Genomic DNA, 17,014 nt, shown 5'->3' with positions numbered 1-17,014 from the left:
GGCGACCACGCTCAGCTTGTACGCGAACTGGTCCGTGCCCGGCGCCGGGCCGTTCGGGAAATAGGCGGAAATGATGCGCACGCCTGCGACGGTCGCGGCGATCACACGTTGCTGCGGATCTTCAAAGCCAGGAATGTTGCGCACGACGCTGCTTTCGTCGACGGTGAGGCCTTCGCGCACCAGAATGCCGACGCCGTTGTAGGTCTTCTGGCCGGCGAACCAGCTGCGGTAGCCTTTCTCCTCGAGTTCGGCGCGCGGGAATTTGTCGTCGGTCAGCTTCAGTTCCTGGAGGCACAGCACGTCGGTGCTGCTGGTTCCGAGCCAGTCGATCACGTGTTGCTGGCGGACTTTGAGGGAGTTGACGTTCCAGGTGGCGATTTTCATGAGATTCTCACTTTCGTGCGTGATTCCTGTAGTCCCGCATCTTATCGCGTGGGAGCGGGGACGGCGAAAATTGCTCTGCCGCGGGCATGGAAAATAAAAGCGCGGGCCGGTCATGCGGCAGCGTATAGTGGGACTACACACATTTGCGTTCTTGCGCATCCTGGAGGCATCATGGCCGAACTTTACCCAGCCCTTTATAAGGACTTCGAAGTGCATCCGCTGGTGTTTTCGCGGGCGTTCGACAAGTTCGACGGTCACAAGCGCCATGCCGAAGGCTACGACGTCGCGGTGCGCGTTTGCCGGCCGGGCGCGATCAGCGGCTCGAAGGCAAGTCGCGTGTTTCGTCTCGTGCTGCCCGCCACGTTCTCCGATTTCGGTGTGGCAAAACGCAGCGCGAGCCAATACGGCGCGGATATCATCGACGGCAAGATTGAAGGCGCGACGGTCCAGGATCTGTGAGCCGATTCATTAGCATGAAATAATTCGCGCGATTGTTTGACGTCTTGCCGACATCTCTATACAATCCGTTTTCTCTGACGCGGGGTGGAGCAGTCTGGCAGCTCGTCGGGCTCATAACCCGAAGGTCGTAGGTTCAAATCCTACCCCCGCAACCAAGCATTGTTGAAGGCCCGCTGGCGCAAGCCACGCGGGCTTTTTGACTTCTGGCGGTGTGCGTTGGTATTTGTGTGCGCTTGCGTTGAGCATGTGCGCTCATATCAGCCCTTACTCCCCCTCAATCGCCCACTCCACCGCCGCCTGCGCATGCAGCGCAGTCGTGTCGAACACCGGCAGCATCGAATCTTCCGGCTTGATCAGCAATGTGATCTCAGTGCAGCCGAGTATCACCGCCTGCGCGCCACGCGCAGCCAACGCTTCGATCACCCGCTGATACACCTTGCGCGACGCATCGTTCACGTTACCGTGGCACAGCTCGTCATAGATGATGCGATGCACGTCCGCGCGTTCGCTCTCATCGGGAATCACGGTCTCAAGACCATAGCGCTCACGCAAGCGCCCTGTGTAAAAAGTCTGTTCCATCGTATAGCGCGTGCCGAGCAAACCCACCCGTTCGATGCCCGCCGCGCGCAGCGCGTTGCCGGTCGGATCGGCGATATGCAGGAACGGCACCTCGATCGCCGCCTCGATCGATTCATACACGCGATGCATCGTATTGGTCGCGAGCATCACCAGATCGGCGCCGCCTCGTTCGAGCTGGCGTGCGGCGTCGGCCATCTGCTGCCCGAGCGCGGCCCAGTCGCCCGCGCGCTGGTTTGCCTCGATCGGCGCGAAGTCGACGGTGAGCATCAGGCTACGGGCGTTGTGATGGCCGCCGAGGCGCGCTTTGGCGTGGCGATTGAGCAGTTTGTAGTACTCGGCGGACGATTCCCAACTCATTCCGCCAATCACGCCGATTGTCTTCATGCCCTTGCTCCGTGAGTGAGTGAATGACGGACACGCATCGTCCGTCTGCCAGCCGAGTATAGGTGGGCAGCGGGGCGCATAGCCGGTACGGATTGCGCGCCGCCCGCCGGTACGGCATCCTGAAAACGCAGGATAAAACGCCCGCACACACTTTCTGACGCCGATAGAATCGTGATCAATCAGAAGGCGGTCAACAGGGAGCGATACATGGATCTGATCATCCGCCGCGCGACGCTGCCGCGAAGCGCCGTGCCGCAGCACAAGCAGCCGGTCGACATCGGCATCGAAGCGGCGCGCATCGTCGCCGTCGAGCCCAATCTGGCCGCGCACGCGCGCGAAGAAATCGACGCCGCGGGCTCACTCGTCACGCCGCCGTTCGTCGACCCGCACTTCCACATGGATGCGACGCTTTCCTACGGCTTGCCGCGTGTGAACGCATCGGGCACCTTGCTGGAAGGCATTGCGCTATGGGGTGAGCTGAAGCCGCACCTGACGCAGGAGGCGCTGATCGAGCGCGCGCTGCAGTATTGCGACTGGGCGGTCGCGCGCGGGCTGCTGGCCATCCGCAGTCACGTGGATGTGTGCGATCCGCGCCTGCTGGCGGTCGAGGCGCTGCTCGAAGTGAAGCGCCGGGTCGCGCCGTACCTCGACTTGCAACTGGTCGCATTTCCGCAAGACGGCGTGTTGCGCAGCGCGGGTGCGTTCGAGAATCTCAAGCGGTCGATCGCGATGGGCGTGGACGTGGTGGGGGGCATTCCTCATTTCGAACGCACCATGGCCGACGGCGCACAGTCCGTGCGCCTGTTGTGCGAGTTCGCGGCGGAGCAGGGCTTGCGTGTCGACATGCATTGCGATGAATCGGATGACCCGCTGTCGCGCCACATCGAGACCCTCGCGGCTGAAACGCACCGGCTCGGCTTGCACGGGCGCGTCGCCGGTTCGCATCTGACCTCGATGCATTCCATGGACAACTACTACGTCAGCAAGCTCCTGCCGCTGGTGCGCGAGGCGGGCGTGGCGGCGATCGCGAATCCGCTCATCAATATCACGCTGCAAGGCCGCAGCGACACCTATCCGAAGCGGCGCGGCATGACGCGCGTGCCGGAGATGATGGCGGCCGGCATCGACGTCGCCTTCGGCCACGATTGCGTGATGGACCCGTGGTACAGCCTCGGTTCGGGCGACATGCTCGAAGTCGCGCACATGGGCTTGCACGTGGCGCAGATGACGGGCGTCGACGCCATGCATGCCTGTTTCGACGCAGTCACGGTGAATGCCGCGCGCATTCTCGGTCTCGAAGGCTACGGCATCGCGCCGGGATGCGCGGCCAATCTCGTGCTGCTCGACGCGCGCGACCCGGTGGAGGCGATCCGCTTGCGCGCCGCACGGCTCGCGGTGGTGAGCCGCGGCAAGGTGGTGAGCCGCGCGCCGGCCGCGCGCGCGTCGTTGTCGCTGGAGGGCCGCCCCGCCGAGGTGGACTTCAAATTGCATCGCGGTTGAGCGCGGCGCGGGGGTGCGAAACAAAAAAGCCGGTGCGCCTGCTCACGCAGACCACCGGCTTTGTAGCGGCGCATGTCGAGCGCCGCAGGTCACTTCAATCGATCGACGCGTCGATCAATGCGCGGCGCCCGGCGCCATGCCGTTGTGCCGCAGCAAGGCATCGATGGACGGCTCACGGCCGCGGAACGCCTTGAACGATTCCATGGCCGGACGGCTGCCGCCCACTTCCAGAATCTCCTTGCGATATCGCATGCCGGTCGCCTGATCCAGCACGCTGCCGTTCGCGGCTTGCGCAGCTTCTTCGAACGCGGCGTAAGCATCGGCGGAAAGCACTTCAGCCCACTTGTAGCTGTAGTAACCCGCCGCGTAACCACCCGCGAAAATATGGCTGAACGTGTTCGGCCAACGCGAGAACGGCGCCTGCGGCACGACGTGGAAGCGCTCGTTGATCTCGCTTGCGAGCTGCGTGGCGTTCTTCGTGCCGGACGCGTCGAAGCCGGTATGCAGTTGCATGTCGAACATCGAGAACACGATCTGGCGCAGCGTGCCCAGACCGCTCTGGAAGTTCTTCGCGGCCAGCATCTTGTCGAACAGCTCGCGCGGCAGCGGCTTGGCGGTTTCGACGTGCGAAGTCATGTCGCTCAGCACGTCCCACTCCCAGCAGAAGTTCTCCATGAATTGCGACGGCAGTTCGACCGCGTCCCACTCCACGCCGTTGATGCCCGACACGCCGAGTTCGTCGACCCGCGTGAGCATGTGATGCAGGCCATGGCCGAACTCATGGAACAGCGTGATGACTTCGTCGTGCGTGAAGCAGGCCGGCTTGCCGCCGACCGGCGCAGAGAAGTTGCAGGTCAGATACGCGACCGGCGTTTGCACGGCGCCATGCGTGTGCTTGTGACGGCCGCGCGCGTCGTCCATCCATGCGCCGCCGCGTTTGCCTTCGCGCGCGTACAGATCGAGGTAGAACTGCGCGACGAGGCCGCCGTCCTGATTCTCGACGCGGAAAAAGCGCACGTCCGGATGCCACACGGCCGCGTCGTCGCGACGGATACGCACGCCGAACAGTGTTTCAGTGACCTTGAAGAGGCCCTTGAATACGGTGTCTTCCGGGAAATACTGTTTGACTTCGTTCTCCGAGAACGAATACCGCTTCTGACGCAGGCGCTCGGCGGCGAACGTCATGTCCCACGGCTGCATGTCGGCGAGGCCGAGTTCGTTGGCGGCGAATTCACGCAGTTCCTTCCAGTCCTGCTCGGCATGCGGACGTGCGCGTGTGGCGAGGTCTTCGAGGAAGCTCATGACTTGCGCGGGCGACTCGGCCATTTTCGGCGCGAGCGAGACTTCGGCGAAGTTGTTGTAGCCGAGCATGCGCGCTTCTTCGGCACGCACCTTCAGCTGGTCGGCGAGCACCGCGGTGTTGTCCCACTCCGTTTTGCCGTTGCCGTATTGCGGGCCGAGTTCGGAGGCGCGCGTCACGTAGGCGCGATAGACCGCTTCGCGCATTGCACGGTTTTCCGAGTACTGCATGACCGGGAAGTACGACGGGAAGTGCAGCGTGAATTTGTAGCCGGTCTTGCCTTCGCGTTCGCTGGCTTCTTTCGCGGCTTCGATCACGTCTTCCGGCAGGCCGGCCAGTTGTGCCTCGTCGCCGGCTTCGACGACATAAGCGTAGGCGTTGGTCGCATCCAGCACGTGGTCTGAAAACGCTTTCGACAGCGCGGCCTGGCGTTCCTGCAATTCGGCGAAATGCGGCTTTTGATCTTCCGGCAGCTCCGCGCCAGACAGACGGAAGTCGCGCAGCGCATTGCCGAGAATCTTCTTGCGCTCGCTGGTCAGCGAGGCGAAATCGCCGCTGGCGTTCAATGCCTTGTACTTTTCGTACAGCGCGAGATTCTGTCCGACGCTCGACCAGAATTCGGTTACACGCTGCAGATTTTCGCCATACACGGCGCGCAGTTCGGGCGTATCGGCCACGGCGTTCAGATGGCCGACCACACTCCAGGCGCGCGACAGCGGTTCGGTAGCGCGTTCGACCGGCTCGACCACATCGGCCCAGGAGGCGGGGGTGATCGGCTGGGCCGCGCGCTCGACGGCGGCGGCCGCGTCGGCGAGCAGCACGTCGAGGGCGGGCGTAACGTGTTCGGGGCGGATTTCGCCAAAGCGCGGCAGGTCGGAGAAATCGAGGAGCGGATTGTCGTGATTCGAGGCGGTAGTGGACATAAGGCTTCCTGTCTGACGCGGGTGAACGGGTAATCGGTGGATCGACGGGCGCGCGCCCAAGGGGGCGAGCTTCCGGGCGTGTGATCACGCCCTCTGACACCCGATACGGACATTATTGGGGCAGGGCGTCCCGATTCCAATCCGTCAGCAGAGAAATTATCAGATGTCGTGACTCGATTTGCGGGCGGCACATGTCCGGCCGGGCCCAAGCCGGGCCATGCAGGCGCATTGCGCGCCAGCAGATGGTGATTGCCGCAGTGATGAGGGCGGATCGTGCCGCGCGGCGAGTTGGCCGACGCATGCGCTGCGCCGGCTTGTCCTTCCTGATTTACGCGTTGGCGGCAGCCGCTTCGCGTTCGGCCGCTTCGATCGTGTTGACGAGCAGCATGGTGATGGTCATCGGGCCGACGCCGCCCGGCACCGGCGTGATGTATCCGGCCACTTCCTTGACGCCCGCGAAATCGACGTCGCCGCACAGCTTGCCGGCTTCGTCGCGATTCATGCCGACGTCGATCACCGCCGCGCCCGGCTTGACCATGTCCGCCGTGAGAATGTTGCGCAGGCCGGTCGCGGCCACGACCACGTCGGCGTTGCGCGTATGGGCGGCCAGATCGCGCGTCTTGCTGTGGCAGATCGTGACGGTCGCGCCGGCTTCGAGCAGCAGCAGCGCCATTGGCTTACCGACGATGTTCGAGCGGCCGATCACCACCGCGTTCGCGCCTTTCAGCGGGATATCGTATGCGGCGAGCATCTTCATCACGCCGTACGGCGTGCACGGGCGGAACAGCGGCTGGCCGGTCATCAGCGCGCCGGCGTTGGCGACGTGAAAGCCATCCACGTCCTTTTCGGGCGCGATGGCTTCGATCACCTTGTGGCTGTCGATATGCGGCGGCAGCGGCAGTTGCACCAGAATGCCGTGAATGCGCGGGTCGCGGTTCAGTTCGTCGATGCGCGCGAGCAGTTCGGCCTCCGGCAGGTCAGCCGGATAACGGTCGAACGACGACCCGAGGCCGTTGTCGTGGCAGGCCTTGACCTTGTTGCGCACGTATACTTCGCTGGCCGGATTGTCGCCGACCAGCACCACTGCGAGGCCCGGCTGATGGCCGCGGGCGGTGAGGGCGGCGGCGCGCGCGGCGACGTCGGCACGCAAGGTCTTGGAAAGGGCGAGGCCGTCGATCAGTTTGGCAGTCATGGTCGGTCGAGATGGGCAGTTTGGAAAGCGGAGCAGGGCGCGGGTGCTCGCGCCCGATGGCGTTTTTCAGCGGGAACGGGTCGTCACCTGAAAAGCGCGCTGCGCGAATTGGGGTTAATGCGCGCAGCGAAGTGCGACATTATACCGGGCGGCCCGGCTGGCAATCTGCACATTGATCGCCCGCTTTGGGTGCGTCGAAATCAGTCCGTCGGACCAGACCGCCGCGCGGCGGCAACAGAAAGGCGAGGGGGAAATCAGGCAGGAAAGACGCGGCGGCCGAGCATAAGGCAAGCCGGACTGTCGTGCAGTCCGGCGCGTTGGCGCGCAGTCGCGTCTGGCGGCGAGCCCCCGCAGGCGGGCTCGCTTCGGGGCACGCCGCCGGGTGCGGCTTATTGCGCCGGCTGCTGCGGCTTGTTCGACAGCGCCAGTCGCAGCAGATCGGCGACCGTGTTGACGTTGAGCTTTTCCATGATGTTCGCGCGGTGCGCTTCGACTGTCTTGATGCTGATGCCCAGGTCGTCGGCGATCTGCTTGTTCAGGCGGCCGGCGATGATGCGCTCGAGCACCTGGTGTTCGCGCGCGGTCAGCTTGCCCAGACGTTCGGCGGCGGCACGCTGTTGCTGCACACTGGTGCTTTCGCTGCGCGCCTTGTCGAGCATGCGCTCGACCAGTTTGCGCAATTCGGCTTCGTCGAACGGCTTTTCGATGAAGTCCATCGCACCTTTTTTCATCGTCGACACGGCCATCGGCACGTCGCCGTGACCTGTCACGAAGATGATGGGCAGGGAAGCGTTGTCGGCGATCAGGCGTTCCTGCAACTCGAGCCCGCTCATGCCGGACATCCGCACATCGAGAATCAGGCATGCGATCTGGCCCGGATGCTGATGCGGCTGCCAGGCGTCGATGAACTGCTCGGCGCTGGAGAAGCATTGCACGCGGTAGCCGTTCGCCTCCAGCAGCCAGCGCAGCGAATCTCGCACGGCCTCGTCGTCATCGACGACAAAGACGGTTTCCTGTGTGGTGACTGGGCTGTTCATAGCTCTCCCGTAACGGTTTGTGGTGTCGGCGCCTCTGACCCGCCGTTGCTCGGGCCGTCCGGCTCTCCAATAGGCAGACTGCAATGGAACGTGGCGCCCGTGATGTGGCCGTCTGATTCGACGTTGTTGACCACCCACAGACGACCGCGGTGCGATTCGATAATCGAACGGCAAATGTTCAGCCCCATGCCCATGCCGTCGGACTTGGTGCTGTAAAACGGTTCGAACAGCCGCTCGGCTGTCGCTTCGTCGACGCCGGGCCCCTGGTCGACGACACTGATGCAGACGAAGTCGCTGTCCAGCCGCACGACCACGCGGATCACCGGATCGACCGCATTCGGACGGGCTTCGGCCATCGCTTCGGCGCCGTTCTTCAGCAGGTTGACCAGCACCTGCTCGATCAGCACCGGGTCGACGTAGATCACCGGCAGGCGCGAGCGCAGATCGGTGACGATGCGAATGCGCCGCTTGCGCGCTTCGAGTTCGGCCAGCCCCACCGCGTCCGCGACGATATCGGCCACGCGCGTGGCCTGGCGCTTCGGCTCGCTGCGTTTCACGAATTCACGAATACGCTTGATGATCATGCCCGCGCGCACTGCCTGTTGAGCGGTCTTCTCGAGCACGGGCAACAGATTGTCAGGCGTCGTCCGACCGGATTTAACCAGTGCGACGGTTCCGGAGCAATAGTTATTGATGGCGGCGAGCGGCTGGTTCAGCTCGTGAGCCAGCGATGACGCCATTTCGCCCATCGTCATCAGGCGGCTGGTGAATTGCAACTTTTCGTCCTGCTGGCGCGACAGTTCCTGCGCCTGCTTGCGCGTGGTGATGTCGGTGGCGATCTGCATCTGCGCGAGGTGGCCGTCCACCCACTGGATGTACTGGCGGCGCACTTCGAACCACTTCTGGATGCTCTGCACGTAGATTTCCTGCGCGTCGGCGGTGCTTTCCGTCAACGCGGCGGCGGGCAGGCCGGCGTAGGTGTCCACCATATCGATCGAATCGGACGACGCCTGCGAGCTGTCGAACCCGCCGCCCGCCAGTTCCAGATGACCGTCCGGGCGAATGCCGAAGAGATGGCGGTAGTAGCGGTTGGCGAACAGCAGTTCGGCTTCGTCGGCGGCCAGCACGGACACGGCGGCGTCGAGACTTTCGAGCACCGTGGTGAAGCGCTCGTGCGCGGCGGCCAGCTCTTCGCGCGCGCGTTTCGGCTCGGTGATGTCGGTCATGGACGACATCCAGCCGGTCTGGCGGCCCGAGCTGTCGATCAGCGGCGAGACATAGAGGCGCGCATGGAACGTCGAACCATCCTTGCGGCGTACCCGCAATTCGAAGCCCGACGAGGGCGCCTTGCCGCGCAGCGTCATGTCGAGCTGGCGCTGCATTTCCGGGTACGAGTCGCGCGGCCAGTAGGCGAACGGCGCGTTCTTGCCGACCAGATCGCTTTCGTCCCAGCCGGTCATGCGGCAAAACGCCGGATTGACGTGGGTAATGCGCCCGTGCATGTCGAGCACGCGCATGCCGATCAGGACCGAGTTTTCCATCGCGCGGCGGAAGAACGCCTCGGCGTACAGCGCCTGCTGCGCCTCGAAGCGTTGCCGCGTGTGCTTCCACAGGCTCCACAGGCTCCACAACACGAAACAGGACAGGCCGGCCACCAGCCACACCAGCGTGTTGTTGGTGAAGTTGGTCATCTGCGGGAACGCGTAGACGCGCACCGAGACGCCCTGGCCCGGCGGGTCGAGCGGCAGGTCGTAGAACATGTCGCGCGGCAGGCGCGGGCGGGTCGACGTGGTGGTCAACTCGCGGTTGTTCACGTCGATGATCGAAATTTTGTATTTAGCCGACAACTCGGGCGGAATGTCGTGCTTCAGGATGCCTTCCACCGAGAACACGGCGGCAATCGTGCCGAGAAATTCACGGTCGCGGTACAACGGCGTTTGCAGCGTGATGTAGCCGTTTCCGACGTCGTCGTACATCAATGGCGAGTACACCTGGCGGCGCGTGTTGCGCGCTTCGCTGAAGCCGGCTTTGACGGCCTCGTCCATCTGCGCGTCGCTCGGCTTGGCGAGGCGCTGGCCGAACACGGGCAGCGCGGTATTGGGCCAGCGCGGCTGCTGCTGGGCCGTGTACCAGTTCATGTGCAGGATCTCGGGATGCCCCTGCATGATGTCCGTGGTGGACACCTGGAACGAATGCGGGTCGGCGTGGCCGGCGACGAGATCGCGCGCGAGCGCCTGGATCTGTTCCTGCGCGCCGGTCATGGACAGGCGGATCTGCTGCTGCGCCCATGCGACGTTGCGGTATAGCGTGTCTTCCTGCTGCTGCTGTTCGCGCCGGTTCAGACTCCACAGAATCAGACTCATGACGACCAGGAAAACCAGGATCGACAGGAGTGGCGTGAGCAAATAGGAATTGGACCACCATGGCCCATGGTGCCAGCGAGAGGACGGCGTCGAGTCCGCCGGCGAACCGGCGGCGCGCGCCGAGCGTGCGAAAAGCCGTTCGGTCAACATGCCTGGCATTGTAGCGCAGCGTGCAGCTAGCAAATGGCGCAAAAAAGCGCTGAAAGTACCGTTAATCGGCGCACACTACCCGACGTATCCGTCGATCGGCAGTCAAATCAGGTTGCGCCGCAACAATTTTCCGCATTATGAGATTCGATCTCGTAATTCGAAAATTTTGTTGCGCGGACGTCGGGACCCTTATTACAATCGGCCGAAGCTGCCGCGGCCGTGCTTCGTCCGCGTCGTCTGTTCAAAGAGCGTTCCTCTACATCCAGGAGACGAGAATGTCCGCTGTACCCGACGAAGTCATGAAATATGTCGCTGCTGAAAAAGACGACGATCCCCAGGAAACCGGCGAATGGCTTGAAGCGCTGGATGGCGTGATTTCTGCTGTTGGCCCCGATCGTGCTCACTACCTGATCGAAAAACAGATCGAATTCGCCCGCGTGCATGGCGAACATCTGCCGTTCTCCGCCAACACCCCGTACATCAACACCATTCCGGTCTCACGCCAGGCGCCGATCCCCGGCGACCAGGATCTCGAGCACCGCATCCGCTCGTACACGCGCTGGAACGCCATCGCCATGGTGCTGCGCGCGGGCAAGGACACGAACGTCGGCGGCCATATCGCCTCGTTCGCGTCGGCCGCCACGCTGTACGACGTCGGTTACAACCACTTCTGGCATGCGCCGTCGGCCGAACATGGCGGCGACCTCGTGTTCGTGCAGGGCCACTCGTCGCCGGGTGTGTACTCGCGCGCGTTCCTGCTCGGCCGCCTGAGCGAGCAGCAGCTCGACAACTTCCGCCAGGAAGTGGGCGGCGAGGGCATCTCGTCGTATCCGCACCCGTGGCTGATGCCGGACTTCTGGCAATTCCCGACCGTCTCGATGGGCCTCGGCCCGATCATGGCGATCTATCAGGCACGCTTCATGAAGTACATGCAGGCGCGCGGGATCGCGAAGACCGACGGCCGCAAGGTCTGGGCGTTCCTCGGCGACGGCGAGACGGACGAGCCGGAATCGCTCGGCGCGATCGGCATGGCCGGCCGCGAACGTCTCGACAACCTCGTGTTCGTGATCAACTGCAACCTGCAGCGCCTCGACGGTCCGGTGCGCGGTAACGGCAAGATCATCCAGGAACTGGAAAGCGAATTCCGCGGCGCGGGCTGGAACGCCATCAAGGTCGTCTGGGGCAGCCGCTGGGATGCGTTGTTCCAGCGCGACAAGTCGGGCGCGCTGATGCGCCGCATGATGGAAGTGGTCGACGGCGAATACCAGACGTACAAGTCGGAGTCGGGCGCATTCGTGCGCGAACACTTCTTCAACACGCCGGAACTGAAGGCGCTGGTCGCCGACTGGTCCGACGAGGACGTGTGGAACCTGAACCGCGGCGGCCACGATCCGCACAAGATCTACGCGGCGTTCACCGAAGCGACCAACGCCAAGGGCCAGCCGACTGTCATCCTCGCGAAGACGATCAAGGGCTACGGCATGGGCGAAGCCGGCCAGGCGATGAACATCACGCACCAGCAGAAGAAGCTGCACGTGGATCAGCTGAAGAAGTTCCGCGACCAGTTCCGCCTGCCGATCTCCGACGAAGACCTCGTCCACGTGCCGTACCTCAAGTTCGAAGAAGGTTCGAAGGAACTCGAGTACATGCGCGCCCGCCGTCAGGACCTCGGCGGTTATCTGCCGGCGCGTCGCCAGAAGGCCGAGTCGCTGCCGGTGCCGGCGCTCGACGCGTTCGAGCCGCTGCTCAAGGGCACGGGTGAAGGCCGCGAGATCTCCACGACGATGGCGTTCGTGCGGATCCTGAACATCCTGCTGAAAGACAAGGCTCTCGGCAAACGCATCGTGCCGATCGTGCCGGACGAGTCGCGTACCTTCGGCATGGAAGGCCTGTTCCGTCAGATCGGTATCTGGAACCAGGAAGGCCAGAAGTACATTCCGGAAGACTCCGATCAGCTGATGTTCTACCGCGAATCGGAAAGCGGCCAGATCCTGCAGGAAGGCATCAACGAAGCCGGTGGCATGTGTGACTGGATCGCAGCCGCGACGTCGTACTCGACGCACGGCGAGACGATGATCCCGTTCTACATCTTCTATTCGATGTTCGGCTTCCAGCGCATCGGCGACCTGGCCTGGGCCGCGGGGGACATGCGTTCGCGCGGCTTCCTGCTGGGCGGCACGGCCGGCCGCACGACGCTGAACGGCGAAGGTCTGCAACACGAAGACGGCCATTCGCTGCTGTGGGCGGCTTCGGTGCCGAACTGCATCAGCTACGACCCGACGTTCGGTTACGAACTCGCGGTCATCATGCAGGACGGCCTGCGCCGCATGGTCGCGGATCAGGAAGACGTGTACTACTACATCACGGTGATGAACGAGAACTACGAGCACCCGGCGATTCCGCAGGGCGAAGCCGTAGCAGCCGACATCATCAAGGGCATGTACTCGTTCCGCAAGGCAGAGGCCGACAAGAAGGCGCCGCGCGTGCAACTGATGGGCGCGGGCACGATCTTCAACGAAGTGATCGCCGCCGCCGACCTGCTGAAGAACGACTGGGGCGTCGCCGCCGACCTGTGGAGCGTGCCGAGCTTCACCGAACTGGCTCGCGAAGGCCACGAAGTGCAGCGCTGGAACCTGCTGCATCCGACCGAAGAGAAGAAGCTCTCGCACGTCGAGAAGCTGCTGAAGGACGCGCCGGGCCCGGTCATCGCCTCGACCGACTACGTGCGCGCGCTGACCGAGCAGATTCGCGCGTTCGTGCCGCAGAAGTTCGTCGTGCTGGGCACGGATGGCTACGGCCGTTCGGACACGCGCGAAAAGCTGCGCCACTTCTTCGAAGTCGACCGCTACTGGGTCACGGTTGCCGCGCTGAATGCATTGGCAGATGAAGGCACGATCGAGCGCAAGGTCGTCGCCGAGGCGCTCAAGAAGTACAACCTTGATCCCGCCAAACCCAACCCGATGACCGTCTAAGGCATCATTCCCCGTGTGCCATGGCGCGCGCGGCCGCCCCTGATAACAGGGGCAGGCTGCGCGCGCGGCCCAGGAGACACTAACAATGAGTCAAGCGATCGAAATCAAGGTGCCGGACATCGGCGATTACAAGGACATTCCTGTGATCGAGGTGCTGGTCAAGGCGGGTGACACCGTCGAGAAAGAGCAGTCGCTCGTTACGCTGGAATCCGACAAGGCGACCATGGACGTGCCGAGCTCGGCTGCCGGCGTCGTCAAGGAAGTGAAGGTCAAGGTCGGCGACAACGTGTCGGAAGGTTCGCTGATCGTCGTGCTGGACGGCGCGGTGAACGGTGCGGCCGCTCCGGCGGCTGCCGCGGCTCCGGCTCCGGCACCCGCGCCGGCAGCAGCACCCGCTGTTGCGCCGGCGCCCGCACCGGCCGCGGCCGGCGGTGGCCTGCAGGAAGTCAAAGTGCCGGACATCGGCGACTACAAAGACATCCCCGTGATCGAAGTCGCGGTGAAGGTCGGCGATCGCGTCGAGAAAGAGCAGTCGCTCGTCACGCTGGAATCCGACAAGGCGACCATGGACGTGCCGAGCTCGGCCGCCGGCGTGGTGAAGGAAGTGAAGGTCAAGGTGGGCGATACCGTGTCGGAAGGCTCGGTGATCGTCGTGGTTGAAGCCGAAGGCGGTGCGGCCGCGCCGGCTCCGGCGCCGAAGCCGGCACTCGAGAAGCCGTCCGACGCACCGGTCGCGCCGTCGCCGGCGCCGGTTGCGCCGTCCGCGCTCGCTCAGGCGCCGGTGATTCCGGCCGGTGAAGGTGGCGCGCGCCACGCGAGCCATGCGTCGCCGTCCGTGCGCAAGTTCGCGCGCGAACTCGGCGTCGACGTGGCTCAAGTGCAGGGCACGGGGCCGAAGGGCCGCATTACGCAAGCCGACGTGACCGCCTTCATCAAGGGCGTCATGACCGGCCAGCGCGCTGCTCCTGCAGGTGCGGCGGCACCGGCTGCGGCCGGTGGCGGCGAGCTGAATCTGCTGCCGTGGCCGAAGGTCGACTTCTCGAAGTTCGGCCCGTTCGAAGCGAAGCCGCTGTCGCGCATCAAGAAGATTTCGGGCGCGAATCTGCACCGCAACTGGGTCATGATTCCGCACGTCACGAACAACGACGAAGCGGACATCACCGATCTCGAAGCGCTGCGCGTGCAGTTGAACAAGGAAAACGAAAAGGCCGGCGTGAAGATCACGATGCTGGCGTTCGTGATCAAGGCGGTGGTCTCGGCCCTGAAGAAATTCCCGACGTTCAACGCGAGCCTCGACGGCGACAACCTCGTGTTCAAGCAGTACTTCCACGTGGGTTTTGCCGCTGATACGCCGAACGGTCTGGTGGTTCCGGTGATTCGCGACGCGGACAAGAAGGGTCTCGTCGAGATCGCGAAGGAAATGACCGATCTGTCGAAGGCCGCTCGCGACGGCAAGCTGAAGCCGGACCAGATGCAAGGCGGCTGCTTCTCGATTTCGTCGCTCGGCGGAATCGGCGGCACCAACTTCACGCCGATTATCAACGCACCTGAAGTCGCCATTCTGGGCCTGTCGCGCGGTGCGATGAAGCCGGTGTGGGACGGCAAGCAGTTTGTGCCGCGTCTGATGCTGCCGTTGTCCTTGTCGTATGACCATCGCGTCATCGACGGGGCGGAAGCGGCGCGCTTCAACGCGTACCTGGGTGCGATTCTTGCCGATTTCCGGCGTGTGATTCTTTGATGGTGGTTTGAGGTCAGGCGGCAGGCGCGGATTAGCAGTTGTTATCCGTGTCTGTCCGCTTGCGCGCACCTTATCGCCGATCAATAAGAGAAGGGGACACTAATGAGTCTCGTCGAAGTAAAAGTGCCGGATATCGGTGACTTCAAGGACGTCGACGTCATCGAAGTCAATATCAAGCCGGGCGACACCATCGAGAAAGAGCAGTCGCTGCTGACGCTCGAATCCGACAAGGCGTCGATGGAAGTGCCGAGCGACATCGCCGGTACCGTCAAGGAAATCCGCGTCAAAGCCGGCGACAAGGTTTCGCAAGGCACGGTGATCGCGCTCGTCGAAACGTCGGCAAGCGCGGCTCCGGCTAAAGAAGCACCGAAGGCGCCGGCCAAAGAACCTGAGAAAGCGGCTGCTCCTGCAGCGGCGGCAGCCCCCGCGCCGCAAGCCGGCAGCTTTGCCGGCAGTGCGGACATCGAATGCGACATGCTGGTGCTCGGTTCGGGTCCCGGCGGTTACTCGGCGGCGTTCCGCTCCGCCGACCTCGGCATGAAGACCGTGCTCGTCGAACGTTATTCGACGCTCGGCGGCGTGTGTCTGAACGTCGGCTGTATTCCGTCGAAAGCGTTGCTGCATACGGCGCTGGTGATCGATGAAGCCGAAGCGCTCGGCTCGCACGGCATCACGTTCGGCAAGCCGCAGATCGATCTCGACAAGCTGCGCGACTTCAAGTCGGGCGTCGTCAAGAAGCTCACCGGCGGTCTCGCCGGCATGGCGAAGATGCGCAAGGTCGAAGTCGTGACGGGGACCGGCGCGTTTGTCGATCCGCACCACATGGAAGTGCAGACGGAAGGCGGCAAGAAGGTCGTCAAGTTCAAGCAGGCGATTATCGCGGCCGGCTCGGAAGCGGTGAAGCTGCCGTTCATTCCGGAAGATCCGCGAGTGGTCGATTCGACCGGCGCGCTCGAACTGCGTCAGATTCCGCAGCGCATGCTGGTGATCGGCGGCGGCATCATCGGCCTGGAAATGGCCACGGTGTACGCCACGCTCGGCGCGCAGATCGACGTGGTGGAAATGCTCGACGGTCTGATGACCGGCGCCGACCGCGATCTGGTCAAGGTCTGGGAGAAGTACAACAGCAAGCGTTTCGCGAACGTCATGCTGAAGACCAAAACCACCGCGGCCGAGGCTAAGGCCGACGGCATCTACGTGTCGTTCGAAGGCGAGAAGGCGCCGGCCGAAGCGCAGCGCTATGACCTCGTGCTGGTGGCCGTCGGCCGTTCGCCGAACGGCAAGAGGATCGGTGCGGAGAAGGCCGGCGTGGCGGTAACGGATCGTGGCTTCATCGACGTCGACAAGCAGATGCGCACCAACGTGCCGCACATCTTCGCGATCGGCGATATCGTCGGTCAGCCGATGCTCGCGCACAAGGCCGTGCATGAAGGGCATGTCGCCGCCGAAGCCGCGCATGGCGAGAAGGCGTACTTCGACGCGCTGCAGATTCCGTCGGTGGCGTACACCGATCCGGAAGTGGCGTGGGCCGGCAAGACGGAAGACCAGTTGAAGGCCGAGGGCATCAAGTACGGCAAAGCCGTGTTCCCGTGGGCTGCTTCCGGCCGCGCGATTGCCAACGGCCGCGACGAAGGCTTCACGAAGCTGCTGTTCGACGAAGAAACGCATCGCGTGATCGGCGGCGGGATTGTCGGTCTGAATGCGGGCGACCTGATCAGCGAAGTGTGTCTCGCGGTCGAGATGGGTGCGGACGCAACGGATATCGGTAAGACGATTCACCCGCATCCGACGCTCGGCGAATCGATCGGCATGGCTGCGGAGTTGTATGAAGGCGTCTGTACGGATTTGCCGCCGCAGAAGAAGAAGTAATGCGCTCTGGTCCGTCTGCTTGCAGACGGACTCGACGAAGCGAAAAAAAATACGGCGCGCCCTTTGCGGGGCGCGCCGTTTTTTTCTTGGCCAGCGTTTTGAGCATCGAAGCGGGCGGTCACCGCTGGACGGTGGCGGCGTCGGTACTTTCTGAACGGTTTCAG

The 17,014-nt window shown here is 63.6% G+C and carries 11 protein-coding genes and 1 tRNA gene; 6 read left to right on the top strand and 6 right to left on the bottom strand.

The features are described 5' to 3' along the window. A partial coding sequence (locus A6V37_RS26000; protein ID WP_208607895.1) for an exodeoxyribonuclease III occupies window positions 1-384 on the bottom strand: 384 nt, incomplete at its 3' end. Window positions 385-555: 171 nt separating this feature from the next. Here A6V37_RS26000 and A6V37_RS25995 point away from each other — a divergent pair. Together A6V37_RS25995 and A6V37_RS25990 are read left to right on the top strand one after the other, a co-directional pair. Next, complete coding sequence (locus tag A6V37_RS25995; RefSeq protein ID WP_064268947.1) at window positions 556-843, top strand: hypothetical protein; 288 nt, start codon at window positions 556-558, stop codon at window positions 841-843. Between the two features lie 78 nt (window positions 844-921). Continuing rightward, a tRNA-Met gene (locus A6V37_RS25990) sits at window positions 922-998 on the top strand. 109 nt (window positions 999-1,107) lie between these two features. On the opposite strand, the gene A6V37_RS25985 is transcribed toward A6V37_RS25990, so the two are convergent. Beyond that, window positions 1,108-1,806: an aspartate/glutamate racemase family protein gene (locus tag A6V37_RS25985; protein ID WP_064268948.1), complete on the bottom strand. Its 699-nt coding sequence runs from the start codon at window positions 1,804-1,806 to the stop codon at window positions 1,108-1,110. A gap of 207 nt (window positions 1,807-2,013) precedes the next feature. Between A6V37_RS25985 and A6V37_RS25980 the strand changes: the two genes are divergently transcribed. Further along, window positions 2,014-3,306 (top strand): amidohydrolase family protein, encoded by a 1,293-nt coding sequence (locus tag A6V37_RS25980; RefSeq protein WP_064268949.1) that lies wholly within the window; start codon window positions 2,014-2,016, stop codon window positions 3,304-3,306. 114 nt (window positions 3,307-3,420) lie between these two features. Here A6V37_RS25980 and A6V37_RS25975 read toward each other — a convergent pair whose 3' ends face one another. From A6V37_RS25975 to fixL, 4 genes are all read right to left on the bottom strand, one after another. After that, a complete protein-coding gene (locus tag A6V37_RS25975) occupies window positions 3,421-5,529 on the bottom strand; it encodes a M3 family metallopeptidase (protein ID WP_064268950.1) in 2,109 nt (702 codons plus the stop codon). 328 nt (window positions 5,530-5,857) lie between these two features. Continuing rightward, on the bottom strand, window positions 5,858-6,721 hold the full coding sequence (gene folD, locus A6V37_RS25970) for a bifunctional methylenetetrahydrofolate dehydrogenase/methenyltetrahydrofolate cyclohydrolase FolD (RefSeq protein ID WP_064268951.1): 864 nt from the start codon (window positions 6,719-6,721) through the stop codon (window positions 5,858-5,860). 389 nt (window positions 6,722-7,110) lie between these two features. Continuing rightward, entirely contained in the window at window positions 7,111-7,758 is a 648-nt protein-coding gene (gene fixJ, locus A6V37_RS25965; protein WP_064268952.1) for an oxygen response regulator transcription factor FixJ, read from the bottom strand. Then, a complete protein-coding gene (fixL, locus tag A6V37_RS25960) occupies window positions 7,755-10,271 on the bottom strand; it encodes an oxygen sensor histidine kinase FixL (RefSeq protein WP_064268995.1) in 2,517 nt (838 codons plus the stop codon). Before fixL ends, fixJ begins: the two co-directional genes overlap by 4 nt. A gap of 275 nt (window positions 10,272-10,546) precedes the next feature. On the opposite strand from fixL, the gene aceE reads away from it, so the two are divergent. The 3 genes from aceE to lpdA all read left to right on the top strand — a co-directional run bounded on the left by aceE (window position 10,547) and on the right by lpdA (window position 16,850). After that, a complete protein-coding gene (gene aceE / locus A6V37_RS25955) occupies window positions 10,547-13,243 on the top strand; it encodes a pyruvate dehydrogenase (acetyl-transferring), homodimeric type (RefSeq protein ID WP_064286458.1) in 2,697 nt (898 codons plus the stop codon). A gap of 85 nt (window positions 13,244-13,328) precedes the next feature. Next, a complete protein-coding gene (gene aceF, locus A6V37_RS25950) occupies window positions 13,329-14,981 on the top strand; it encodes a dihydrolipoyllysine-residue acetyltransferase (RefSeq protein ID WP_064268954.1) in 1,653 nt (550 codons plus the stop codon). Between the two features lie 102 nt (window positions 14,982-15,083). Further along, window positions 15,084-16,850: a dihydrolipoyl dehydrogenase gene (gene lpdA, locus A6V37_RS25945; protein ID WP_064268955.1), complete on the top strand. Its 1,767-nt coding sequence runs from the start codon at window positions 15,084-15,086 to the stop codon at window positions 16,848-16,850. The last annotated feature ends 164 nt before the right edge of the window (window positions 16,851-17,014 follow it).

The organism is Paraburkholderia ginsengiterrae, assembly GCF_001645125.1.
GTDB classification, from domain to species: Bacteria; Pseudomonadota; Gammaproteobacteria; order Burkholderiales; family Burkholderiaceae; genus Paraburkholderia; species Paraburkholderia ginsengiterrae.
This window is presented reverse-complemented; position numbering and strand designations above follow the sequence as displayed.

Coding starts and splice junctions, on each gene's coding strand:
- A6V37_RS25995 (WP_064268947.1), top strand. CDS start 556: ATGGCCGAACTTTACCCAGCCCTTTATAAGGACTTCGAAGTGCATCCG.
- folD (WP_064268951.1), bottom strand. CDS start 6,721: ATGACTGCCAAACTGATCGACGGCCTCGCCCTTTCCAAGACCTTGCGT.
- A6V37_RS25980 (WP_064268949.1), top strand. CDS start 2,014: ATGGATCTGATCATCCGCCGCGCGACGCTGCCGCGAAGCGCCGTGCCG.
- fixJ (WP_064268952.1), bottom strand. CDS start 7,758: ATGAACAGCCCAGTCACCACACAGGAAACCGTCTTTGTCGTCGATGAC.
- A6V37_RS25985 (WP_064268948.1), bottom strand. CDS start 1,806: ATGAAGACAATCGGCGTGATTGGCGGAATGAGTTGGGAATCGTCCGCC.
- aceF (WP_064268954.1), top strand. CDS start 13,329: ATGAGTCAAGCGATCGAAATCAAGGTGCCGGACATCGGCGATTACAAG.
- lpdA (WP_064268955.1), top strand. CDS start 15,084: ATGAGTCTCGTCGAAGTAAAAGTGCCGGATATCGGTGACTTCAAGGAC.
- aceE (WP_064286458.1), top strand. CDS start 10,547: ATGTCCGCTGTACCCGACGAAGTCATGAAATATGTCGCTGCTGAAAAA.
- A6V37_RS25975 (WP_064268950.1), bottom strand. CDS start 5,529: ATGTCCACTACCGCCTCGAATCACGACAATCCGCTCCTCGATTTCTCC.
- fixL (WP_064268995.1), bottom strand. CDS start 10,271: ATGTTGACCGAACGGCTTTTCGCACGCTCGGCGCGCGCCGCCGGTTCG.